Below are 21,845 nucleotides of genomic sequence, written 5' to 3'. Positions count from 1 at the left end.
GGCGGGCTACCGGCGCGCCTCGTTCAGGCGCTCGCTCCAGGCCGAGATCTGCGTCTCGATCACGGTCTGGTCGGCCACGACGCGAACCTCGAACGTCTCGGCGGCCTCGTACTGGATGCCCGTTCGCCTGCTGGCCTCGAGTTGCGTCCGTACGAGATCGAGCAATTCGCCCGGACCGGTGACCTTGAACACCGGCGCCGGCGAATTGCCGGTCAGAGCCGCAATCTGTTCGACCAGCGATTCGATCGCCTTGTCGCGGACCGCATCGGCGAGGAAGGGCAGCAAGATCCGCGCGACGGAGCTCGCGATGTTGGTCTCGATCTCGCGGCAGGCCGTCTCGAACCCGTTGACGATCGCGACCGCCTGCTGGTCAGACCATTTTGAACGCTCCTCGCCGAGCCGGATCGCGCTGCGGACGCGCTCCTCGGCAACCCTGGAATCGCCTTCCGCGACGCCGGCGGCATGGCCGCGACGATAAGCATCTTCGAGAAGGTTGGCTGACGGAGCTTCCACCTCTGGCGCAGGAGGCTGCGCTTGAGCGTGACGCTGCGGCTGGGCCTGAGGCTGGGGCTGCGGCTCGCGCCGGACCTCTTTCGGCCGTGTCAGCACGTCCTGGACCTTCGGCGGCGGAGGCGGTGGCGCCTTGGCCCGGCCGTTGGCATCGAACTGCGTCAGAAGTTTTCCGATAGCCGCGTTCATGCCGCCTCCTCGCGTCGCATCCAGTCTTTAAGGATCGCTGCCGCCTGCGCCTGATCGAGCCGGACAATCTGCTCGAGCCGTTTCTGCGGTGTTCGTTGCATCTTGCCTTCGAGGTCTTCCACGAGGTTGAGCTCGGGATCCTGACTGTCACCCAAGGCAAGGGCTGCGGCAGCTTCGAGCTCAGCGGCCTCGGCCGCCTCGGTCTGCTCCTGCTGGGCACGGTGGGTGAGGATGCCATTGACCGCGGGTCGCAGGCCGAACCAGACCAGCATCGACGCAACCGCCAGGATCGTCACCGCGTTGATGACGCTGCCGAGCTGCTTGTTGATCATCTCGACGAAGCTGATCGGCGGCACCGGAGCCAGTTCGCGCGAGCCTTCGATGAAGTCGACGGCCGTCACCTGGATCTGGTCGCCGCGCGTCTTGTCCAGCCCACCGGCGGTCGCCGCGAGCTGGCTGATCTCGGCGAGCTTGCTGTCGACGACGGCCTGATTGCTCTTGTCGCCGAGGTCGGCGACGAGCCGCGCGCGATTGACCAGGACGGCGATGAAGAGTTTCTTGACCGAATAGCCGTCGCTCACCGTCGTCGTGGTCTTGGACGACACCTCGAAATTGGTGACGTCTTCGCGGCGGGTCTTGTCTTCGTTGGAATTCTTGGTGCCGCCGGAGTTCACCTGCTGATCCGGAAGATTCTGCTGCACCGTAGTCGGAGTCGAACGGTCCGCGTTCTGCGAGGACTCCTTCTCGCGCACGTTCCGGACGGAACGCTCGGCACGGCTCTCCGGGTCGTAGACGGTCTCGTTCGTCTGCCGCTTGTCGGTCGAGAGCTGCGATGCGACGCTCACCTCGAAATTGTCGAGGCCCAGATACGGCGTCAGCGCCTTGCGGATGTTCTCCTGCACCATGCCGCCGACCGTCTTCTGAAGGCTTGCCATCTTGGTCGGAGCTGCAGTGGCCTCGTCCTCCTCGGCGAGCAGCATCGAACCGTCTGCGTCCAACACCGTCACCTTGTCTTTGCTCATGCCCGGAATGGCCGCGGCAACGAGGTGACGGATCGACTGTGCCGTGCGCGCCTCGATCGCACCGTCAGTGCGCAGCACGACCGACGCCGAAGGCGGCTGCTGCGTCGCCCGGAACGAGCCGCGCACCGGCAGCACGATATGGACTCGCGCGGCCTTCACGCCCTTCATCAGCTGCACCGTGCGCGCGATCTCGCCTTCGAGCGCCCGGAGCTTGGTGACCTCCTGCATGAACGAGGTCAGGCCCAGCGAGCCGATCTTGTCGAACAGCTCGTAGCCGGAATTGGCGCTGGTCGGCAGCCCCTTCTCGGCCAGCAGCATCCGCGCCTGCATGGTCTGGCTCGGGCGCACCGAGAGAGCGTCGCCGGCTGTATTGACGTCGAAGGTGATGTTCTGCTCGCGCAACGCCGCGCCCATGCGCGTCACGTCTTCGCGGCTGAGGCCCGTGTAGAGCGTCTCGAACTCGGGCCGGCTCAGGTAATAGGCGCCGCCGACGACGGTGACGAGAACGGTAAAGCCGATCAGTCCCAAGGCCATCAGGCGTCGCGGCCCAAGCTCCAGCAGATTGTTGAGCAGTTGCTGTACCTGCGCGCGACTGAGCATATGACCTCGTACCAATGCGAACGTATGCGACACTCCGCTGCCAACCTTGTCTGAAGGTTGCGCGCAAACGCGAATGTGTCGGTTCGCAGGCGAGGCGTTGCAATTTTACAAGAGGCCGGGTGACGCAGTCGGCAGCGACACGCGGGCGCGCGGACGCAAGGCAGCGCGATCGGCTGCGGCGTGTCGGATGAGGGCTGGCGTCAGGAGATCGAATACGGGCACGTCATGTGCCGTCACATCCGCCGTTCACGGCGGGCCCGTGCTCCCGAGGGAGCACGGTCGTTTTCAAGGCCGATGCTTACTTGAACAGCGAGAGGATGCTCTGGCTGTTCTGGTTGGCGATCGAGAGCGCCTGCACGCCGAGCTGCTGCTGGGTCTGCAGAGCCTGAAGGCGAGTGGATTCCGCGTTCATGTCGGCGTCGACGAGCTGACCGACACCGCGATCCACCGAATCTATCAGGGTCTTGACGAAGTCCGCATTGGTCGAAATGCGGTTCTTGACGGCACCGAGATCGGCGGCGGCCGAAGCCACCGAATTGATGGCGGCGGTGACCTGCGTGATGTAGCCATCGAGCGTGGTCTGGTCAGCCGTCGAGTCGGTCAGCGCGGAGATGTTGATCGTATTGACCGACGCAGGGCCGCTGACCTTGTCCAGGATGCCGGTCTGGGTCGAGGTGTAGAGCGAGTAGTTGGCGATCGTCAGCGAGATCGAACCGATCGTCGGCGTGCCGCCGACGCGCGAGAACGACGACACCAGGTTGAAGGTGGCCGGGGTGGCCGCGGTCGCGCTCAGCCAGTTGACGCCGTTGAAGGTCGCCGCGTCCGCGGTGCCCTTCATCTGCTGCTGGATCTGGGTGATGTCGGCCTGGATCTTGGTGCGATCGATACCGGCGGTCTTGGCTTCGACCAGCAGCGCCTGGAGCTTGGTCAGGCCGCCGGTCTTGTCGCCGACAACCGCGGTCAGAGCGGTATATTCGGTGTCGACGGTCGCAGCCGACAGACCGAGCGAGTCGGAGACGGCGGAGAGCGCGGCGTTGTCGGCGCGCATCGAGGTCGCGATCGACCAGTAGGCCGCGTTGTCCGATGCCGTCGAGACGCGCTGGCCGGTCGAGATCCGGTTCTGCGTGGTCGCGAGTTGCGAGCTGACGTTGCGGAGGGTCTGCAGCGCGGTCATCGCGGAAGAGTTGGTGAGCAGACTGGAGCTCATTATTGACGTCCCCTTGAAACGGATTGAATTGATTTTTGGGACATACCGGGCTTGCACCGATACGACAGGGCGGCCTCATGCCTTTGGGCGGCGGAAAAAGCAGGCCCAACTTGTCGTACGGCGACAATAACGCGCGAAGGCTGCGCGAGGCTTGCGGCTCTGTGACTTGACCGCAACAGACTGAGCCAGGTCGCGGTCACGGCTCGACCGGCGCGCGCCGAATTAAATAGGAAGGGCCGCGCTTCGCGAGAAGCGCGGCCCTTCCAAGATGAGTGAAGGCTTAGCGGAACAGCGAGAGGATGCTCTGGCTGTTCTGGTTGGCGATCGAGAGCGCCTGAACGCCGAGCTGCTGCTGGGTCTGCAGAGCCTGCAGGCGGGTGGATTCCGCGTTCATGTCGGCGTCGACGAGCTGACCGACACCGCGATCAACCGAGTCCATCAGGGTCTTGACGAAGTCGGTGTTGGTCGAGATGCGGTTCTTGACGGCACCGAGATCGGCGGCGGCCGAAGCCACCGAGTTGATCCCAGCCGTGACCTGCGCGATGTAGCCATCGAGCGTGGTCATGTCGGCGGTCGAGTCGGTCAGCGCGCCGATGTTGATCGTGTCGATCGAGGCCGTGCCGCTGACCTTGTCCAGGATGCCGGTCTGGGTCGAGGTGTAGAGCGAGTAGTTGGCGATCGTCAGCGAGATCGAACCGATCGTCGGCGTGCCGCCGACGCGCGAGAACGACGACACCAGGTTGAAGGTCGCCGGGGTGGCCGCGGTCGCGCTCAGCCAGTTGACGCCGTTGAATGTCGCCGCATTGGCGGTGCCCTTCATCTGCTGCTGGATCTGGGTGATGTCGGCCTGGATCTTGGTGCGGTCGATACCGGCGGTCTTGGCTTCGACCAGCAGCGCCTGGAGCTTGGTCAGGCCGCCGGTCTTGTCGCCGACGACGGCGGTCAGAGCGGTATATTCGGTGTCGACGGTCGCGGCCGACAGACCGAGCGAGTCGGAGACGGCGGAGAGCGCGGCGTTGTCGGCGCGCATCGAGGTCGCGATCGACCAGTAGGCAGCGTTGTCCGAAGCCGTCGAGACGCGCATACCGGTGGAGATCCGGTTCTGCGTGGTCGCAAGCTGCGAGCTGACGTTGCGGAGGGTCTGCAGCGCGGTCATTGCAGACGAGTTGGTGAGAAGGCTAGAACCCATTTTGATGTCCCTTTGAAAGCAGATTGAATTTGGGGACATACCGGACTTGCACCGGTACGACAGGGCGGCGTCATGCCTTTGGGCTGCGCAAATGCGGTTAGGCCCAACCCGTCGTAGCGACTAGGCTAGCGGACGAAGCTTGTGCGGGGCTTGTGGCTCTGTGGCTTGGCCGCAACAGGGCAGCCGAAATTGTGGCGGACGCTCGGCGCCACGCCAAACGAAAGGGCCGCGCTTCGCGAGAAGCGCGGCCCTCCTCAGTTCGTTTTCAGGCTTAGCGGAACAGCGACAGGATGCTCTGGCTGCTGTTGTTGGCGATCGAGAGCGCCTGCACGCCGAGCTGCTGCTGGACCTGGAGAGCCGCCAGGCGGGTGGACTCCTGGTTCATGTCGGCGTCGACGAGCTGGCCGATACCGCGGTCAACCGAGTCCATCAGCGACTTCACGAAGCCCGTGTTGGTCGAGATACGGTTCTTGACGGCGCCGAGGTCGGCGGCGGCCGCGGCGACCGAGTTGATCGCAGTCGTGACCTGCGCGATGTAGCCATCGAGCGTGGTCTGGTCGGCCGCCGAGTCGGTCAGCGCGCCGATGTTGATCGTGTCGACCGAAGCGGTGCCGCTCACCTTGTCCAGGATACCGGTCTGGGTGCTGGTATAGAGCGAGTAGGTCGCGGTGGTCAGGCTGATCGAGCCGGTGGTCGGCGTGCTGCCGACGCGGGAGAACGACGACACCAGGTTCACAGTCGCCGGCGTGGTCGCCGTCGCGCTCAGCCAGTTCACGCCGTTGAACGTCGCCGCGCTGGCGGTCGCTTTCATCTGCTGCTGGATCTGGGTGACGTCCGCCTGGATCTTGGTGCGGTCGATACCGGCGGTCTTGGCCTGCACCAGCAGGGACTGGAGCTTCGTGAGGCCGGAGCTGCTGTCACCGACAACCGTGGTCAGACCGGTATATTCGGTGTCGACGGTCGCGGCCGACAGACCGAGCGAGTCGGAGACGGCGGAGAGCGCGGCGTTGTCGGCGCGCATCGACGTGGCGATCGACCAGTAGGCGGCGTTGTCGGAAGCGGTCGAAACACGCTGGCCGGTGGAGATGCGGTTCTGCGTGGTGGAGAGCTGCGAGCTGACAGACCGCAGGGTCTGGAGCGCGGTCATGGCGGTCGAGTTCGTAAGCAGGCTTGACATTGCGTATGTCCCTTTGATGTACGCGTTACATTTTCACGAGGGGACATACCGGGCTTTCACCGGTACGGAGGGGCGGCATCATGCCTTTGGACTGATGTGGGTGGGGTCCAACCCGCCGTGCCGCATTGCTAGCACGGTGAATCTTGCGCACGGATTAAGATCCGCCTGAATTTCGCTGTAATATCATATGGTTACCGGAACCCTCCGCTAACCATATCGCGCTACTTCTCGCTAACCATGACCGGCAGGCCGGCCGACAGCAGACCTTACGAGAACGACCGCACGAGGCCTGAGGCGAGCAAATTCCAGCCGTCGATCAGCACGAAGAACAGCATCTTGAACGGCAGCGCGAGGATGGTCGGCGGCATCATCATCATGCCCATCGACATCGTCAGCGTCGCCACGATCATGTCGATGACGAGGAACGGCAGCATGATCAGGAAGCCGATCTCGAACGAGCGCCTGAGCTCGGAGATCATGAAGGCCGGAATGATGACGCGCAGATCGATGCGCTTGTCGTCGAACTTCTTCCGAAAGCTCTCCGCGGCGAGCGACTCGAAGGTCTGCAGATCCTTGTCGCGAACGTGAGCCAGCATGAACTCGCGGAACGGATCGGTGATCTTCACGTAAGCCTCTTCCTCCGAGATCTCGTTCTTCATCAGAGGCTGGACGCCGGTTTCCCAGGCGCGATCGAAGGTCGGGGCCATCACGTAGAAGGTCATGAACAGCGCGAGGCTGATCAGCACGAGATTGGCCGGCGTGGTCTGCAGGCCGAGACCGGAGCGCAGGAACGACAGCGCAACCGCAAATCGCGTGAAGCTCGTCACCATGATGAGCAGACCCGGCGCCACCGACAGCACCGTGATCAGCGCCATCAGCTGGATGATACGGCCACTGGTCGAGCCGTTTCCGGGCGGCAGCAACGAGTTGAGGTCCGGTATCTGGGCGAGCGCCACTTCGGGCAGGACGACCAGAACCAACGCGAGCAGCAGGACTTTCACTCTCACTGAATCACCAACGTCTCAATGATCAATTCGCGGACCTTGCCCGAGGAGCGGATGTTGGCGCGTTCGGCGAGGTCGTCGCGCAGATGCTGCAGCCCGCGCGATCCCTCGAATTGGCCAACCGTCGCCGAGCGCAGATAGGTCACGATGTCCTCGCTGATGTGGGCAGCCAGGATGCCCGCGTCCTCGTCGCTCATGCTGTCGGTCACCATGGAAGCCTCGACACGGGCCCAGTTGTTGGCCGGCGCGGCGAGATTGGTCACGATCGGGGACAGCTTCCTCAACCGCGCGCTGCCGGCGTAGCTCGAGGCAAGGGGCGGCGGCGTCGCGGTTTTCTTCGCGTCCGCGACGCGCTCGGCAGCCGCAAACAGATGCAGGCCGGCAAGCGCACCCGCGCCGATCGCGACGAGGGTGAGCACCAGAATGGCCGCAATCAGGCGCATCACGTCCCATGCCCTCGCAAAGCGGCCCGACGGCTGCGCATCTCAGAATGGTGCCACGGCGTCATAGATCCGATGTCCCCATCCAGGCTGCTGCACGTCAGACAGATTTCCGTGACCACCGTAGGAGACGCGCGCTTCGGCAATCTTCTCGTAGGAGATCGTGTTGGTGCGCGAGATATCGCGCGGACGCACGATGCCGCCGACATTGAGCACGCGCATCTCCGTGTTGACCTTGAATTCCTGCGACCCGCTGATCATCATATTGCCGTTCGGCAACACGTCGGTGACGATTGCGGCGATCGACAGCTTGATGTCCTCGGTGCGATCGATCTGGCCGTTCCCCTTGATCTGGGTATTGGTGCTGAGATTGGCGCTGGTCGAGCCCTTGTCCTGCCATCCGGCGACGTCCATCAGCCAGTCGAGGCCGAACTTGACCTGCGAATCGCGCGAGCGGCCGGTCTTGTTGTCCAGCTTGGCCTTGTCCTGCATCGAGATGATCACCGTCACGACGTCGCCGGTGCGCCGGGCGCGGGGGTCGCGGTAGAGGTCGGTGCCGTCGTCCCAGGTCGAGCGATAGCTGACGGGCGAGCGCAACCGTGGCGTCACCGGGATCGGATCGGCCTGTGTCCTCAGCCCGCTGCCGACGGGCGACAGGCGCGGACCGGTCAGGACCTCCGCGGGATCGCCGACGCATCCGGCAAGCATCAGGAGCGGCAGGATGAGGATTAGATTTTTCATCTACTTGGTCTTTCCGTCATCCACGCGACGCATTCCGCCGAGCAGATCGGCAAGGTGCGCCGCGCGTGCCGTATCCATCTCGTTGAAGATCGCGCTCGAATTCCTCGGGCTGAGCTTGGCGAGCACGGCCGCAGCGGTCTCGTCCGCCATGCCGGCGATCTGGGTCGCCGCGGCGTCCGGCTTCATGCGCGAATAGATCTCCACGACCTGCGCCTCGGCCTTCTTCAGGAAATCGTCGCGCAGCGCCATCCACTTCTCGTATTCGACGCGTTTGGCCTCGACCTCGGCGATCCGTTCGCGAAGCAGGGTCTCGGCCTTTTCCAGCTCCTTGAGCTGCCAGGCCAGTCTCGCATCGACGGCTGGGTCGGCGACGTTGCTGCAGAACAGGGCAACGTCGCTGTCCGCAGGCGCAGCCGCCTGCGCCGGCGCGGGCTTCGGCGGGACCGTGACGCTGCCGGGCTTGGCCGGGCGCACGGGCGCGGCTGCGGGCGCGGGCACTGGGGCCTGTGCACGCGTTTCGGACGCCGGCACCGCGCCGGTGATCGCAGGTCCGGAGTCTTCAGCCGCCCACGCCGTCGCCCGGATCGACGCGTTGTCACCTGGTACCGGCATGACCGGCGAGGACGGCCTTTGCGGTCCTGCCGCGCGGGCACGCGCGAAGGACAGCAGGTTGAGCGGCCTGGACGGCTTGGCCTCGTCCAGCGCGAGCACGGGCGAAGCGCTCGCGAGCGCGGACACCGCGATCAGGAGGAGGAGTTTGGCTTTGTGATCCAGCTTCAGCATCGGGTCGCGTGCGATTCTCGGTCGAGACCAGAGCATTGAGCGACCAAGCTTGCTCGACGCTTGTGCATCATTGCACGATGACGTCGGCCTGGAGCGCGCCGGCCGTCTTGATCGCCTGGAGGATCGCGATAATGCCGGACGGCTTCAGGCCGATCTGGTTCAGTCCACGCACCAGGCGCTGGAGATCGACGCCGCTCAGGATAGCCACCTGCGATCCGGCCTCGTTGGCTTCGACGATGGTCTGGGGAACGACCACGGTCTGGCCCTGCGAGAACGGCGCCGGCTGCGACACCACGGGAAGCTCGGTAACACGAACCGTCAGATTGCCGTGCGTCACGGCAACGGTCGATATGCGCACGTCACGCCCGATCACCACCGTGCCGGTGCGTTCGTTGATCACCACCCGCGCCGGCGTGTCAGGCTCGACCGTCAGCTCGCCGATTTCGGCCAGGAAGCGAACCGGCCCGATATGGCGCGGCTTCGACAGCACGATGGTGCGGTAGTCGCGTTCGAAGGCGATCTGCGCGCGATAGCGGCCGCCGGCGAAGCGGTTGATGGCATCGAGGATACGCGTCGCGGTGACGAAATCGGGGTTCTTGAGCTCCAGCACCAGAAATTCCATCTCGTGGAGGCTTCCCTTCACTTCGCGCTCGACCAGCGCGCCGTTCGGGATGCGCCCTGCGGTCGGCGTGCCCTGGCTGACATTCTGGGCCTGGCCGCCGACGCTGTAGCCGGCAACCGTGACCGCGCCCTGCGCGACCGCATAGACCGCACCGTCGGCCGCGCGCAGCGAGGTCATCACCAGCGTGCCGCCGAGCAGCGAGGTCGCATCGCCAAGCGACGACACGGTCACGTCCATGCGCTCACCCGCTCCGATCGAGGGCTGCAGGTCCGCGGTCACCATCACGGCCGCGACGTTGCGCGTACGCAGCGTGGTCGGACGCGGGGGATTGTTGGTGCTCGTGGTCTCGTTCCTGACGTTGATGCCCATGTTCTCGAGCATCGACTGCAGGGACTGCTCCGTGAACGGAGCGTTGCGGAGCGTGTCGCCGGTGCCGTTCAGGCCGATGACGAGGCCGTAGCCCACGATCTGGTTTTCACGCAGTCCCTTGATGTCCGCAATGTCCTTGATGCGGACCGCGGCCTGGGCGCTGGCGGCGAAAACGAGGAGGACGAGCGCAAGCAGGACTCTGGTCATGATCCGTCCACGACCTTGACGGTGCCGTCCGGCTGGACGACGCCCCTGATGATCACGCCGGTGTCTGTGTTTCGTATCGGAATGAGCGCGCCGGGCGCGCCCGACTGCATCGCCGAGCCGTAGGTCACGATCGACAGGCCGCTATCCTCGACCACGACCTTCACCATGGCGCCGCGCGCGACAGTCCAGGGGTCCTCCACCGAATTGCTCGGGATCGGCTGACCCGGCAGCAGCGTGCGCCGTGCCATCCGTCCGACCAGGACCTGGCGTCCTTCGATGAACATGGCAACGCCGAGCACGTTCGGCGCGAAGGCGCGTTCCGTGATCATGTCGTCCCGGATCAGCTCGCCGGCGCGGATCGACACGGCCGGCACGGGAAGCCGCTTCTCCTCGGCCGCAGCGAGACGCGCCGAGACCAGAACCAGCAGCACGGCGGCCAACCCGCGCACCATCAAGCCCACCCTGTTCAACATCGAGACACCGGAACTAGCGCATGCCCTTCGAGACCGTCTGGGCCATTTCATCCGAGGCCTGGATGACCTTGGCGTTCATTTCGTAGGCACGCTGGGCGGAGATCAACTCGGTAATTTCCTTGACCGGATCGACGTTCGAGGCTTCGAGATATTTCTGGTTGATCTTGCCGTAACCGGAATCGCCCGGGAGTCCGACGACCGGCGTGCCAGACGCCGTGGTCTCGCGATAGAGATTGCTGCCCAGCGGCTCGAGGCCCGCCTCGTTGGCGAAATTGGCGAGGTTGAGCTGGCCGATCTGCCGCGCATTGATTTCGGTGTCCAGCTTGGCGAACACCTGTCCGGTCTGGTTGACCGTGACCTCGACGGTTCCCTGCGGCACCGTGATGGCGGGATCCAGCAGATAGCCGTCGATCGTGACGAGTTGGCCGTTGGCGTTGGTGTTGAACGAACCTGCGCGGGTGTATTGCACTTCGTTGTTCGGGCCGAGCACCTGAAACCAGCCCCGACCGTTGATCGCCATGTCGTAAGGGTTGCCGGTCTGCGTCAGCGCGCCCTGGATGTGAAGCTTGCGGATGGCCGCCGACTTGACGCCAAGTCCGAGATTGGCGCCTTCCGGAATCGGCGACGAGCCGTTGACGTTCGTGACGCCCTGCATGCGATCCATCTGGTAGAACAGATCGGTGAACTCCGCGCGAGCCCGCTTGTAGGACGTCGAGTTGATGTTGGCGATGTTGTTCGCAATGACTTCGATGTTGGTCTGCTGGGCATTCATGCCCGTGGCCGCAATGGCGAGCGATTTCACAGTGTCATTCCTTCAGGTCAAATCGACATACGAACGACTTCTTGGTAGGCCTGCACGACCTTGTCGCGAACCGCGACCGCCGTCTGCAAGGCCTGCTCGGCCGACATCAGCGCCTCCACGACGCGACGCGTCGATTCCTTGCCCTGCATCGCCGAGATCGAGGCCGCTTCACCCGCCTTCAGCGTCCCGATCGCATCCGTCGTCACCTGCTTCATCACCGATTCGAATCCGACGTCGTCGGTGGACTGGATCGCGGTCGGGGACGCGGGCGAGATGGCCTGCGCCTCGGTTGCGCGGGACGCCGCCTGGCCTGCGGAGATCGCCGTGGATGAAATTGCCTCAAGCATTGTCAGCTCCTCAGCAGGTCGATGGTCATGCCCAGCATCGACCTCACCTGTTTCACGACCTGTAGATTGGCTTCATAGGACCGGTTGACTTCCCGCATGTCGGCCATCTCGATCATCATGTTGACGTTCGGCAGCTTGACGTAACCGGCCTTGTCGGCGGCGGGATGCCCCGGATCGTACTCGACGCGGTACGGCGTGGTGTCGACCCCGATCTCCTTGACCTTCGCGAGCTGCGCGCCCGACGCGCGATCCAGCGCGGCGTCGAACGTGATGGTCTTGCGTTGATACGGATCGGCACCGGCGGTGCGCCCCGTCGACGTCGCGTTGGCGAGGTTTTCCGAGACGATGCGCATGCGCGTCGACTGCGATTCGAGCCCTGAGCTCGCGACCGTCAATGACGCTTGCAGTGAGTCCAGCATTTCAATTCACCTCAGCTCTTCGCGCTCGACAGCAGCATGCGGTGAAACGACCGCACGACCGCCGAGTTCATCGAGTAGTCGCGACTGACGTCGCTGCCCTTGATCATCTCCTGCTCGAGACTGACCGAGTTGCCGGAGTGCACCACTTCCCAGCTGTCCTTCTTCGCGGTCTTCCGCGTGTCGGTCTCGGCCGCAGACAATTGCATGTGCGAGGGCGACGTCGTCGCGAGCCTGACCGGCGTGCTGTCGAGCACCTTGTTGAAGGGTTCGACGTCGCGCGCCTTGAAGCCCGGCGTATTGGCGTTGGCAACGTTGGTGGCAATAGTCGACTGGCGGAGTTCGAGATACCGCGCCTGCGACGATGCGAGTTCGAAGAGATACAGCGGTCCCACGACAGCCCCATTCTGGTCCATTGGTAGAGAAGCTTAGGGGCGCAAGCTTTCGTCAGGCTGATGGAGCGGACGCAGTCCTCGGAAATCTACTGAACGTTCTCGGGCCGCGGCGCCTGCTTGGACTGAAGGAAGTAGATGAGCTCGGCGACGGGCCGGAAGAATTCCGCGGGAATCACCTGGTCGACCTGCACCGCTTCATAGAGAGCGCGCGCGAGCGCCTTGTTCTCGATCACCGGGATCCGGTTTTTCTCGGCGACTTCGCGGATCTTCAGCGCGACCACGTCCATACCCTTGGCGACGACGACGGGCGCTGCGTTTTCCTCGCGCTTGTAGCGCAGCGCGATCGCAAAGTGCGTCGGGTTCGCGATCACCAGCGTCGCGCGCGAGGCGGAGGCGATCATCCGCTGGCGGGAACGATCGCGCGCCAGCGAACGCAGGCGCGCCTTGACCATCGGATCGCCTTCCGCCTGCTTGTGCTCGTCCTTGATCTCCTGCTTGGTCATGCGCAGCTCGCGCCGCCAGTGGAAGCGCGCCCAGGCAAGATCGATCGCGACAAGGACGATCGTCGCGATGCAGATCGCCGAGACGATCCGCATCGCGATGTTGAGAATCATTTCCGGAAGCGCGACCGGGTCGGTATACATCGCCTCGAATGCCTTTGCTTCGGACGAGCGGAGCACGAACGCGACGACGACGGTCACCGAAGCGAGCTTGAACAGCGACTTCCCGAATTCGACCCATCCCTGCGTTCCGAACAGCCGGTTCCAGCCGCTGACCGGAGAGATTCGCGAAGGATCCGGCATGATGCGCTGGAGCACCAGGCTGGGCGCGTTCTGCAGCAGCGACGCTGCCAGCCCGAATGCGACCAGGACGACGACGAGGGGAATCAGGAATCGAAACGCCTCGAGCCCTACCACCGTGAGGAGGTTCTGCGCGTCTGCCCCGTTGTTGAGGGGGAAGCCGTCAGGATCGTCGAGAAGGTTCCTCAGCGTCGGCGTCAGTTGTTGCACACCATTGCTGATCAGGAACATCTGAATCACCATCAGCGCCGCCATCGACGCGAAGATGGACGCCTCCCGAGAGACCGGGATTTTGCCCTCGTCGAGCGCATCGCGGACTTTCTTCTCGGTCGGCTCTTCTGTTTTGCTCTCCTGGTCGGATTCTGCCATGCCGGTTCAGCGGTCAGCGGAAGACCAGCTCATCCTCCTGCTCGGGGTTGAGCTCGATTTCGCCCTTTTCCGCCAGGTCGAGCGCGAGGTCGGTGATGACGCGCCGCGCCTCCAGCACGTCGCGCTGGTTCGACGGTTCGCCGATGGCGAGTTCGTGCTCCACGACGCGACGGACGCGCGAGGCGACCGAGGACAGGATCAGTTCGCGGAAGTGCTTGTCGGTCCCCTTCAGCGCGACGACGATGCGATCGGTCGGCACCTGGTCGAAGATCATGGTGCGCGCCTTCGGCGTCAAGTGGATGACGTCGTCGAAGGTGAACAGCAGTTCCTTGAGAACTTCGGCCGATTTCGGCCGCTTCTCCGAGAGGCTCTTCAGCATGTCTTCGATGTGGCCGCGCTCCATCTTGTTGATGATGTCGGCGACGCGGGCATAGGTGTCCGCGCCGAGGTTGCGGGCGAAGTTCAGCGTCAGGTCTTCGTGCAGCGTCTTCTCGAGCACCTTCATCGCGTCGTCGACGATCGGCTTGAGGCTGAGCACGCGCCGCATCAGCTCGTTGCGCAGGCTCGACGGCAGCTGGCTCATCACCTTGGCCGCGCAGGCCGGCTTGACCTTGGACAGGATGAGCGCCGCGGTCTGCGGATGCTCCTTGGAGAGGTAGGTCGCCAGCGAATTTTCCGACACCGACGAGACGCGATCCCACACCGACCGGCTCGAATTGCCGAGCAGGTCCGACATGATCGCCGAGACCTGGTCGGCCGGAAGCACGTCGCCGAGCACGGCCTCGAGCCCGCCGATCGTACCGAGGATGTTGGCGCCCATCGAGAACTGCTGGGCGAACTCCTCGACGATCCCCTCCAGCTCCTGTGCCGTGATCGGCCGCAGCTCGGCTGCGGCCTTGGTGACGATGCGGATATCCTGCGGCTCGAACTGCTGAAGCACGCTCGCAGCCGCCTGACGGCCCATGGCCAGCAGGAGCGCCGCGACCTTGTCCGTTCCGCGCAACGTGGCAACGCCTCGCTGCTTGATGGGAGCGATGCCGACCTGTGCCGCCATGGTCAGGTATCACCCTGCCCCAGCGGCCCGACGATCTCGGTGAGCGAAACGCCGAAGCGGGAATTGTCCTCTTCGACCACGACCACCTCACCGCGGGCAACCACGCGGCCGTTGACCACGACGTCGACGGGCTCTCCGACGCGGTGATCCAGCGGCACCACGGCGCCGCGGCCCAGCTTCATCAGGTTCGCCACCGGAATGGTGGCCGACCCGAGCACCACCTGCATGGTGACGGGAATGCGCAGGATCGCATCGACATTGGCGAACTTGCCGGTCTCCTCCGCGGTGCGCGCGGCAATTTCCGCCAACCGCTCCAGCGGAGACGTTTCGGCATCTCCCGTTGCAGATGCAGCTTCATAGTCGAAGGATTGCGCCATTTGGTCTCGCCTCTTGGTATTTCCGGTCCCGGTGCGTCTCAGCGCCCCGGTCGTGCGTGTTCGATCTGTCTCGGTTTCAATGCTTGTTCGCTTCAGGACCGCTCACGGTCGCGGCGGATTGGAGCCCGTTCCGCGCATCGAGCGCGGCGATCGCCTCGTGGGCCTGATCGATCTTCGTGCTCAGCACGTTGGCGAGCCGGCCCAGATTTGCAGTCGAATCGTGCGCCGCGGTGATGACCGTATCGAAGGCGCCCGCCGTCTCGTGGACGATGGTCGAGAACTCGCCCTGGTAACTGCGCAGCCGTGCCAATTCGCGGTGCATCTTCGTCACCCGCATGCTGGTGAAGGCCAGCGCAATCAGCAGCACGGCATCAACGAGATAGGATATCATCGACGAACTCCCGCTTCTGGTCGACGGGATCCGCCACCTGCATGGCGTAATAGCCATCAAGCTGGCCGATCTGACACCAGAACAGCACCTGGTTGTTGCTCTCGAGCCGCGCCAGCGTGCGCGGCGTGGCTTCGAGCTCGATCACCTGTCCGACATGGAACTTCACGACGTCGTCGAGGGATATCATCTTCTCGTCGAGCACCGCGCTCAGCGTGACCTCGGTCCGGTGAACCTCGCTCTCCATCTGCTCGCGCCAGCGCGGATCCGCCGCACGGCCGTCGCTGACGACGACGTGTGCGAGCTTCTGCCTGAGCGGATTGAGCGCGGAGTGCGGGATGATGAGGAACATCTGGCCGCCGCGGTAGAGCGCCTGCAGCATGATGTTCGCGCAGATCGACATGTTGCCGCTGCGGCCGATCGCGAGCGACGCCATGGCGGTCTCGACCCGCTCGACGCGGAAGGTGACGTTGGACGTGCCGGCGAAGGCGGATTGCAGCGCCTTGGCGAACCTCTCGAACAGCGCCTGGACCAGGCGGATCTCGATGTTCGAGAACGTGCGCTCGACATCGAGCGGCGGCTCGGCGCCGTCGGATCCGAACATCGCCTCGACCATCGTGAACACAAAATCGCGGTCGAGCATGATGATGATGCGGGAGTCCCACTGCTCGGCATAGAGCACGGCGGCGACCGCGTTGGCCTCGTAGTCCTTGATGATATCACCGACGCGATCATTGGTGATACCGTTGACCGAGAAGTAGCAGGGCGTTCCGGCGATCGGCTGGAGACTGTCGGTACAGGATGCCGCCATGCGATCGAAGATCACATTGAGCATCGGCATGCGCTCGATCGAGATGCCGGCCGCATCCAGCAGGTAGTTCGGCAGCTGCTTGCGCTGATCGACGTCGACGTTTTCCATCATCATGCGCGGGCAGCCTTCGGTTCAGCATCGGTCACGACGGCCTTGGGACCCGCGATCGTCTCGTTCTCGACGACGTCGATCGAGGGACGCTCGTTGCTCGAGATCATCTTGCGGCCGTGCTCGACCGCGATCTGCGGCATGGCGCCGTTCATGAAGGCCAGCAGCGTCTGCTTGACGATGATGTAGGGCCGGCAGCGCTTCTCGCGCGTCATCTTGATCTTGATCGCGAAGGGCGAAATGATGCCGTAGGACAGGAAGATGCCGGCGAAGGTGCCGACCAGGGCCGCACCGATGAATCCGCCGAGCAACTTCGGCGACTGGTCGAGCGCGCCCATCGCCTTGATGACACCGAGCACCGCGGCGACGATGCCGAGCGCCGGCAGCGCTTCGGACACCGTTACCAGCGAATGGTAGGGCGCCAGCTTGCTCTTCACGATGGTGTGGATTTCCTCGTCCATCAGCGCTTCGATTTCGTGCGTGCGCGCGTTGCCCATGATGATGAGGCGGACGTAGTCGCAGATGAACTGGAGCAGCGAGGGGTCGCCAAGCACGCTCGGGAACGCCTTGAAGATCTCGGAGGACGCGGGATCGTCGATATGCGCCTCGACCTCGTTACGGCCCTTGCCCCGCAGCTCGCGCATCAGGGCGTGGAGGGCTCCCAGCAGGTCGAGATAATAGCGCTCGCCCGGCACGGCACCGGTGACGGCCTGGACGCAGGCAAGCCCGGTATCAACGACCGTCTTCCATGGATTGGCCATGATGAAGGTGCCGGCCGCGGTCCCCATGATGATCACGAATTCCCACGGCTGCATCAGCACGCCAAGATGCCCGCCCATGGCGGCAAATCCGCCAAGCAGCGCCGCTACCGTGATGACAACCCCCACGAAACTGCCCAACGCGCCGCTCCATCGCCGATCCCATCGGGAATACCTATTCGGCGACGCTTGCGCGAGGCTGGTTTGCCGCTCGTCAGCTCCGCGCAAGCAATTCACGGCAGCTTGGGATGGCGTCGCAAGTGCGGCCAGAGAGGCGCGGGTCATGCTATCCACCATCGCGGACTACACCAGACTGACCAAGGACATGGGCAAGTCGCTGACGCAGGTCGCGACGGAGCCGGATGTCAGCCGCGAGACGGATTACTTCCTGAGCCATATCGGCAACGTGAAGACCGTCGACGATTTCCTGAAGGACTATCGCCTCTATTCCTACGCGATGAAGGCCTATGGCCTCAGCGATATGGCCTATGCCAAGGCGTTCATGCGCAAGGTTCTGACCGAGGGCGTCTCGGACAAGGATGCCTTCGCCAACAAGCTGTCCGACACCCGCTACCGGCAATTCGCCGCCGCCTTCAATTTCGCCGCCCTCGGCGACCAGGCGACCCAGGCGACCGCGGCGACGACCGGCACGGCGACCCAATACGTCACCCAGACGATGGAGGAGAAGGCCGGCGACCAGAACGAGGGTCTGCGGCTGGCGCTCTATTTCACCCGCAAGGCCTCCACCATCACCACCGCTTATCAGATCCTCGCCGACAAGGCGCTGACCCAGGTGGTCCAGACCGCAATGGGCTGGTCGTCGACGATCAGCTCGTCCGACATCGATGCCCAGGCCAAGATGATCACGAACAAGATCGATCTCACCGATTTCCAGGACCCGGCCAAGGTCGACAAGTTCGTGCAGCGCTTTGCGGCGATGTGGGATGCGACCCAAGCCCAGAGCGACACCTCGACCAACCCCGCGCTGGTCCTGATTGCCGGCGCGTCGTCGACGTCGGCCAGCCTGGACACCGACATGCTCACGAAGCTTCAGTCCATCCGGCTCGGAAAGTAACTCATGCAATCGGCTCTCTATGTGGGATTGTCTGCGCAGGTCGCCCTCGAAAAGCGCCTCCAGACGATCGCCAACAACGTCGCCAACGTCAACACGTCGGCGTTCCGCACCGACGTGGTGAAGTTCGAGACCGTGCTGTCCAAGGCGGGCGCGAACCCGGTCGCCTTCTCCTCGCCCGGCGACAACATCATTTCGCGCGAAGTCGGCAGCATTACCGAGAGCGGCAACCCGCTCGACGTCGCCGTGGTCGGACAGGGCTGGATCGCCTTCGCCGGCCCGAACGGCACCGTCTATACGCGCGACGGCCGCCTCCAGATCGCCCCCAACGGCGATCTTCAGACGGTATCCGGCTTCCCCGTCATCGATGCCGGCGGCGCGCAGATCACGCTCGACCCGAACGGCGGACCGATCGCGATCGCGCGCAGCGGCGCGATCACCCAGGACAACAACGAGATCGGCTCCATCGGGCTGTTCAACATTCCCGCCGACGCCAATCTCGATCGTTACGGCAATTCCGGCGTCACGCCGGATCGGCCCGCGACCGCCATCGCCGACTTCTCCCGCGACGGCTTCAAGCAGGGCTATGTCGAGGGCTCCGGCGCCAATCCGATGATGGAATTGACGAAGTTGATCGCAGCCTCGCGCGCCTTCGACGGCACCAATTCGATGATCGAGGGCACCGAGAGCTCGCTCCAGAATGCAATCCGGACGCTGGGCGAGCCGGGCAAGTAAGATGCGTCTCGTGCGCAATGAGGGTGGACGGTTTCCTTGAACGCTCTTCGGCAACTCGAGTGGGCGCTGCTGGAGCTTCAGCAGAGCACTCCCCTGGCAAGCGTCAGCGGCGCGATCTCCGAGATCGCGCCGACGCATTTCCGCGTTTCCGGCCTGTCGCGCTTCGTCAGGCTTGGTGAACTGATCGGCGTCAACTCCGGGGGCAGCTCCGGCGGCAAGCCCCAGATCGGCGAAGTGATCAGAATCGACAGCGAGGGCATCGTCGCCAAGCCGTTCGACCGGCAATTCGCCGGCGGCCTCGGCTCGGTCGCCTACCGGATGCCGCCCCTGTCCTTCGCGCCAGATCCGAGCTGGAAGGGCCGCGTCATCAACGCGCTCGGCGCGCCGCTGGACGGACAGGGCCCCCTCACGCCGGGGTCGCGGCCGGTGTCGGCGGAGGCCGAGGCGCCGTCGGCGATGAAGCGCGCACGCGTCCACAAGCCGCTGCGGACCGGCGTACGCGTCATCGACCTGTTCGCCCCGATCTGCGCCGGCCAGCGCGTCGGCATCTTTGCCGGCTCGGGCGTCGGCAAATCGACGCTGCTGGCGATGCTGGCGCGCAGCCAGGGCTTCGACACCGTCGTGCTGGCGCTCGTCGGCGAGCGCGGCCGCGAGGTCCGGGAATTCATCGAGGACGTGCTCGGGGCCAACCGCAGCCGCGCCGTCACCATCGTATCGACGGGAGATGAAAGCCCGATGATGCGGCGGCTGGCGCCGAAGACCGCCATGGCGGTCGCCGAATATTTCCGCGACCGGGGCGAATCGGTCCTGCTCGTGGTCGATTCGATCACCCGTTTCGCCCACGCCGCCCGCGAGGTCGCCCTCGCCGCCGGCGAGCCCGCGGTCGCGCGCGGCTATGCGCCAACGGTCTTCACCGACCTGCCGCGCCTTCTGGAGCGCGCCGGGCCCGGCGAGGAGGGATCCGGGACGATCACCGGCATTTTCTCCGTGCTGGTCGACGGCGACGACCACAACGAGCCGATCGCGGACACCATCCGCAGCACCCTCGACGGCCACATCGTGCTCTCCCGGCACATCGCCGACCAGGCGCGCTATCCGGCCGTGGACGTCCTCGCCTCGGTCTCCCGCCTCGCCCACAACGTCTGGGACCCCGAGGAGCGCGAATTGGTGAGCAAGCTGCGCACCATGATGTCCAAATACGAGGACACGCGCGACCTTCGCCTGATGGGCGGATATCAGGCGGGGCGTGATTCGGGGCTCGACCAGGCCGTCGATCTGGTCCCGCGAATCTACAGCGCGATGCGGCAGGACGCCTCCGCGCCGCCAAGCGCCGATCCATTCCGCGAGCTCAGGGACATGCTCAAGGGCGAATAGGTGGACGAGGCGACGGCGCGGCCCCCGCCCGTCATCGCAGCCCTGCCCATGATCGCGACAGTCGACCACGCGCGCCGCCACACGTCCTGCGCCTGCGCACACATCGCCGCCGGCCGTTCTCCACCGCAGGCATCAACCGTTCGGTGGAGGATCGCGCGGCCGGGTCGCATGCGGCCGAACCGGCCCATCCCGATGCCGTTGCGATGACAACCGTGACGTGCAATCCTAACGAGTTCCCTTGGCGATTCCCTGAAAGATCGCAGAAGTTGTGGATGACGCGCCGATGGGCGCCATCGTCATGCACAAGCTTCCATCAATTTGCATCAACGTCGGACAGCAACGTGCGTGCAATCAACGTGCAATCAAACCGTCGCACAATTGCGTGCAAGTAGCTTGTTGCGCTGCGTATTACGATCACCATCATGTGTCCCGAACAGCGCGATTGTCTTGAACGTTACATTCGTCTGCAGCGACATCCAGTCTCGGGGAGCGTCTCTACTTGATTTTGTTGAGAAGCTCATTCATCGTTTCGAGGCTACATAAGAAACGTCTGCGTGTGACTTGAACTCAGGGGCTTCGGTTGAACAACTCCGATCCATCGTCCGATCGTGACGGAAACTCGGGCTTTCGTTCGACGACACGACGACTGGCATGCCAACGGCGACATCGCTTTTCGCCCCGTACCTCGCAGTGCCCATCAGTCCAGGTCGGATGCCGAGCAGTCCGTGCATTCGCGCGACAATCGGGCACGACGTACGCGTCGGACATTGTGGGTGGTGCGGTTTCTCGCGAAGGATTCGTACACAACGGCGGAAGGCGACTTCGGGGCGCCGCAGACGTGATTCCCGGGGCGAGGTAGGAATTCATGCCGTTGGCACGCGAAGCTGTCGAGCTGCTGGTTCAAGCGGCGAGAGCCTGGTATTTCGAAGGCAATCAGAACGGACTGCGCGACCGGGAATGGATGGCGTTGCGTTTTCTCGGCCGCGCTAACAGATTCTCGCGCACCCCGTCCGCACTCGCCGGCTTCATCGGCGCGACCAGGGCGACGGCGTCGCAGATCGTGAAGACGCTGGAGAGCAAGTCCTTCCTGGTGCGAAAACCATCGCACGAGGACAAGCGGTCCGTCGTGCTGCACGTCACCGCGCAGGGTGAGAAATGCCTGAGACAGCATGACCCGATCAACCATGTCATGAATGCCGTAACGTCGCTCGGGACCGACGAATGCATCAGGCTCCGCGATTCGCTCCGCGAGATCCTCAACCACCTCGACGCGGCGCACCAGCGTCTCGATGCCAGCATCTGCCGCGATTGCATGTTTCTCGCTGAACGCAGTCCCGCCACCGGCAAGGGACGCTCCACCGCGGAATTCATGTGCCGGCTGTATCGCGCGCCGATTTCGCTCGAGGAGACCGAACTGCTTTGCACGAGCTTCGAGCGCACCCGCGACCGCCCGAAGATCGAGGGGCATGTCGACCGCGCGCGCGTGGCAAGCGAAGGCTAGGACGA

The 21,845-nt window shown here is 64.3% G+C and carries 25 protein-coding genes; 4 read left to right on the top strand and 21 right to left on the bottom strand.

The window, feature by feature from the left end; all coding sequences use genetic code 11:
• Nucleotides 1–6: 6 nt before the first annotated feature.
• The 21 genes from F8237_RS22385 to motA all read right to left on the bottom strand — a co-directional run bounded on the left by F8237_RS22385 (nt 7) and on the right by motA (nt 17,299).
• Entirely contained in the window at nt 7–699 is a 693-nt protein-coding gene (locus F8237_RS22385; protein ID WP_151647953.1) for a hypothetical protein, read from the bottom strand.
• Nucleotides 696–2,321: a flagellar basal-body MS-ring/collar protein FliF gene (gene fliF, locus F8237_RS22380; RefSeq protein WP_162006167.1), complete on the bottom strand. Its 1,626-nt coding sequence runs from the start codon at nt 2,319–2,321 to the stop codon at nt 696–698. Before fliF ends, F8237_RS22385 begins: the two co-directional genes overlap by 4 nt.
• Before the next feature lie 298 nt (nt 2,322–2,619).
• A complete protein-coding gene (locus tag F8237_RS22375; protein WP_151647949.1) occupies nt 2,620–3,528 on the bottom strand; it encodes a flagellin N-terminal helical domain-containing protein in 909 nt (302 codons plus the stop codon).
• Between the two features lie 280 nt (nt 3,529–3,808).
• The gene (locus F8237_RS22370; protein WP_151647947.1) at nt 3,809–4,717 is read right to left on the bottom strand and encodes a flagellin N-terminal helical domain-containing protein; all 909 of its coding nucleotides are present in this window, start codon (nt 4,715–4,717) and stop codon (nt 3,809–3,811) included.
• Nucleotides 4,718–4,988: 271 nt separating this feature from the next.
• Entirely contained in the window at nt 4,989–5,894 is a 906-nt protein-coding gene (locus F8237_RS22365; RefSeq protein ID WP_151647945.1) for a flagellin N-terminal helical domain-containing protein, read from the bottom strand.
• 266 nt (nt 5,895–6,160) lie between these two features.
• Nucleotides 6,161–6,901 (bottom strand): flagellar type III secretion system pore protein FliP, encoded by a 741-nt coding sequence (fliP, locus tag F8237_RS22360; RefSeq protein WP_151647943.1) that lies wholly within the window; start codon nt 6,899–6,901, stop codon nt 6,161–6,163.
• Nucleotides 6,898–7,341: a flagellar basal body-associated FliL family protein gene (locus F8237_RS22355; protein WP_162006392.1), complete on the bottom strand. Its 444-nt coding sequence runs from the start codon at nt 7,339–7,341 to the stop codon at nt 6,898–6,900. The genes fliP and F8237_RS22355 overlap by 4 nt, the downstream gene beginning before the upstream one ends.
• A gap of 42 nt (nt 7,342–7,383) precedes the next feature.
• The gene (gene flgH / locus F8237_RS22350; protein ID WP_151647939.1) at nt 7,384–8,079 is read right to left on the bottom strand and encodes a flagellar basal body L-ring protein FlgH; all 696 of its coding nucleotides are present in this window, start codon (nt 8,077–8,079) and stop codon (nt 7,384–7,386) included.
• Nucleotides 8,080–8,862, bottom strand: a complete 783-nt coding sequence (locus F8237_RS22345) for a MotE family protein (RefSeq protein WP_162006166.1) — start codon at nt 8,860–8,862, stop codon at nt 8,080–8,082.
• A gap of 67 nt (nt 8,863–8,929) precedes the next feature.
• The gene (flgI, locus tag F8237_RS22340) at nt 8,930–10,060 is read right to left on the bottom strand and encodes a flagellar basal body P-ring protein FlgI (RefSeq protein ID WP_151647935.1); all 1,131 of its coding nucleotides are present in this window, start codon (nt 10,058–10,060) and stop codon (nt 8,930–8,932) included.
• Entirely contained in the window at nt 10,057–10,512 is a 456-nt protein-coding gene (gene flgA, locus F8237_RS22335; RefSeq protein WP_014440016.1) for a flagellar basal body P-ring formation chaperone FlgA, read from the bottom strand. Before flgA ends, flgI begins: the two co-directional genes overlap by 4 nt.
• 34 nt (nt 10,513–10,546) lie before the next feature.
• Nucleotides 10,547–11,335, bottom strand: a complete 789-nt coding sequence (gene flgG, locus F8237_RS22330) for a flagellar basal-body rod protein FlgG (protein WP_014440015.1) — start codon at nt 11,333–11,335, stop codon at nt 10,547–10,549.
• A gap of 17 nt (nt 11,336–11,352) precedes the next feature.
• Complete coding sequence (gene fliE, locus F8237_RS22325; RefSeq protein WP_151647933.1) at nt 11,353–11,682, bottom strand: flagellar hook-basal body complex protein FliE; 330 nt, start codon at nt 11,680–11,682, stop codon at nt 11,353–11,355.
• 2 nt (nt 11,683–11,684) lie between these two features.
• A complete protein-coding gene (gene flgC / locus F8237_RS22320; RefSeq protein ID WP_143841560.1) occupies nt 11,685–12,101 on the bottom strand; it encodes a flagellar basal body rod protein FlgC in 417 nt (138 codons plus the stop codon).
• Nucleotides 12,102–12,112: 11 nt separating this feature from the next.
• Entirely contained in the window at nt 12,113–12,514 is a 402-nt protein-coding gene (gene flgB / locus F8237_RS22315; RefSeq protein ID WP_151647931.1) for a flagellar basal body rod protein FlgB, read from the bottom strand.
• A 65-nt stretch (nt 12,515–12,579) separates the two neighbouring features.
• Nucleotides 12,580–13,662: a flagellar biosynthesis protein FlhB gene (flhB, locus tag F8237_RS22310; protein WP_151647929.1), complete on the bottom strand. Its 1,083-nt coding sequence runs from the start codon at nt 13,660–13,662 to the stop codon at nt 12,580–12,582.
• Nucleotides 13,663–13,675: 13 nt separating this feature from the next.
• Nucleotides 13,676–14,716, bottom strand: coding sequence for a flagellar motor switch protein FliG (locus F8237_RS22305; RefSeq protein WP_014440010.1), 1,041 nt, complete (start codon nt 14,714–14,716; stop codon nt 13,676–13,678).
• Between the two features lie 2 nt (nt 14,717–14,718).
• Complete coding sequence (gene fliN, locus F8237_RS22300) at nt 14,719–15,093, bottom strand: flagellar motor switch protein FliN (RefSeq protein ID WP_014440009.1); 375 nt, start codon at nt 15,091–15,093, stop codon at nt 14,719–14,721.
• A gap of 76 nt (nt 15,094–15,169) precedes the next feature.
• Nucleotides 15,170–15,484, bottom strand: a complete 315-nt coding sequence (locus F8237_RS22295; RefSeq protein ID WP_151647927.1) for a hypothetical protein — start codon at nt 15,482–15,484, stop codon at nt 15,170–15,172.
• A complete protein-coding gene (locus F8237_RS22290; RefSeq protein WP_151647925.1) occupies nt 15,465–16,406 on the bottom strand; it encodes a flagellar motor switch protein FliM in 942 nt (313 codons plus the stop codon). The genes F8237_RS22295 and F8237_RS22290 overlap by 20 nt, the downstream gene beginning before the upstream one ends.
• Complete coding sequence (motA, locus tag F8237_RS22285; protein WP_162006165.1) at nt 16,403–17,299, bottom strand: flagellar motor stator protein MotA; 897 nt, start codon at nt 17,297–17,299, stop codon at nt 16,403–16,405. The genes F8237_RS22290 and motA overlap by 4 nt, the downstream gene beginning before the upstream one ends.
• 142 nt (nt 17,300–17,441) lie before the next feature.
• Here motA and F8237_RS22280 point away from each other — a divergent pair, with 142 nt between their 5' ends.
• The 4 genes from F8237_RS22280 (at nt 17,442) to F8237_RS22265 (ending at nt 21,840) form a co-directional block, all read left to right on the top strand.
• Entirely contained in the window at nt 17,442–18,233 is a 792-nt protein-coding gene (locus F8237_RS22280; RefSeq protein WP_151647923.1) for a DUF1217 domain-containing protein, read from the top strand.
• 3 nt (nt 18,234–18,236) lie between these two features.
• On the top strand, nt 18,237–18,965 hold the full coding sequence (gene flgF, locus F8237_RS22275) for a flagellar basal-body rod protein FlgF (protein ID WP_151647921.1): 729 nt from the start codon (nt 18,237–18,239) through the stop codon (nt 18,963–18,965).
• Between the two features lie 36 nt (nt 18,966–19,001).
• Nucleotides 19,002–20,339, top strand: a complete 1,338-nt coding sequence (gene fliI, locus F8237_RS22270) for a flagellar protein export ATPase FliI (RefSeq protein WP_151647918.1) — start codon at nt 19,002–19,004, stop codon at nt 20,337–20,339.
• Between the two features lie 865 nt (nt 20,340–21,204).
• Nucleotides 21,205–21,840, top strand: a complete 636-nt coding sequence (locus tag F8237_RS22265) for a MarR family winged helix-turn-helix transcriptional regulator (protein ID WP_151647916.1) — start codon at nt 21,205–21,207, stop codon at nt 21,838–21,840.
• Nucleotides 21,841–21,845 lie beyond the last annotated feature (5 nt).

It is taken from the genome of Bradyrhizobium betae, assembly GCF_008932115.1.
Taxonomy (GTDB): domain Bacteria; phylum Pseudomonadota; class Alphaproteobacteria; order Rhizobiales; family Xanthobacteraceae; genus Bradyrhizobium; species Bradyrhizobium betae.
This window is presented reverse-complemented; position numbering and strand designations above follow the sequence as displayed.

What these genes read in the sequence shown, in the direction of transcription:
- flgH (WP_151647939.1), bottom strand. Translation starts at nt 8,079, where the DNA reads ATGAAAAATCTAATCCTCATCCTGCCGCTCCTGATGCTTGCCGGATGC.
- F8237_RS22345 (WP_162006166.1), bottom strand. Translation starts at nt 8,862, where the DNA reads ATGCTGAAGCTGGATCACAAAGCCAAACTCCTCCTCCTGATCGCGGTG.
- flgB (WP_151647931.1), bottom strand. Translation starts at nt 12,514, where the DNA reads ATGGACCAGAATGGGGCTGTCGTGGGACCGCTGTATCTCTTCGAACTC.
- fliE (WP_151647933.1), bottom strand. Translation starts at nt 11,682, where the DNA reads ATGCTTGAGGCAATTTCATCCACGGCGATCTCCGCAGGCCAGGCGGCG.
- F8237_RS22370 (WP_151647947.1), bottom strand. Translation starts at nt 4,717, where the DNA reads ATGGGTTCTAGCCTTCTCACCAACTCGTCTGCAATGACCGCGCTGCAG.
- flhB (WP_151647929.1), bottom strand. Translation starts at nt 13,662, where the DNA reads ATGGCAGAATCCGACCAGGAGAGCAAAACAGAAGAGCCGACCGAGAAG.
- flgA (WP_014440016.1), bottom strand. Translation starts at nt 10,512, where the DNA reads ATGGTGCGCGGGTTGGCCGCCGTGCTGCTGGTTCTGGTCTCGGCGCGT.
- flgC (WP_143841560.1), bottom strand. Translation starts at nt 12,101, where the DNA reads ATGCTGGACTCACTGCAAGCGTCATTGACGGTCGCGAGCTCAGGGCTC.
- F8237_RS22265 (WP_151647916.1), top strand. Translation starts at nt 21,205, where the DNA reads ATGCCGTTGGCACGCGAAGCTGTCGAGCTGCTGGTTCAAGCGGCGAGA.
- F8237_RS22365 (WP_151647945.1), bottom strand. Translation starts at nt 5,894, where the DNA reads ATGTCAAGCCTGCTTACGAACTCGACCGCCATGACCGCGCTCCAGACC.
- fliF (WP_162006167.1), bottom strand. Translation starts at nt 2,321, where the DNA reads ATGCTCAGTCGCGCGCAGGTACAGCAACTGCTCAACAATCTGCTGGAG.
- F8237_RS22290 (WP_151647925.1), bottom strand. Translation starts at nt 16,406, where the DNA reads ATGATGATGGAAAACGTCGACGTCGATCAGCGCAAGCAGCTGCCGAAC.
- F8237_RS22280 (WP_151647923.1), top strand. Translation starts at nt 17,442, where the DNA reads ATGCTATCCACCATCGCGGACTACACCAGACTGACCAAGGACATGGGC.
- F8237_RS22295 (WP_151647927.1), bottom strand. Translation starts at nt 15,484, where the DNA reads ATGATATCCTATCTCGTTGATGCCGTGCTGCTGATTGCGCTGGCCTTC.
- flgI (WP_151647935.1), bottom strand. Translation starts at nt 10,060, where the DNA reads ATGACCAGAGTCCTGCTTGCGCTCGTCCTCCTCGTTTTCGCCGCCAGC.
- F8237_RS22375 (WP_151647949.1), bottom strand. Translation starts at nt 3,528, where the DNA reads ATGAGCTCCAGTCTGCTCACCAACTCTTCCGCGATGACCGCGCTGCAG.
- fliN (WP_014440009.1), bottom strand. Translation starts at nt 15,093, where the DNA reads ATGGCGCAATCCTTCGACTATGAAGCTGCATCTGCAACGGGAGATGCC.
- F8237_RS22355 (WP_162006392.1), bottom strand. Translation starts at nt 7,341, where the DNA reads ATGCGCCTGATTGCGGCCATTCTGGTGCTCACCCTCGTCGCGATCGGC.
- F8237_RS22385 (WP_151647953.1), bottom strand. Translation starts at nt 699, where the DNA reads ATGAACGCGGCTATCGGAAAACTTCTGACGCAGTTCGATGCCAACGGC.
- F8237_RS22305 (WP_014440010.1), bottom strand. Translation starts at nt 14,716, where the DNA reads ATGGCGGCACAGGTCGGCATCGCTCCCATCAAGCAGCGAGGCGTTGCC.
- flgF (WP_151647921.1), top strand. Translation starts at nt 18,237, where the DNA reads ATGCAATCGGCTCTCTATGTGGGATTGTCTGCGCAGGTCGCCCTCGAA.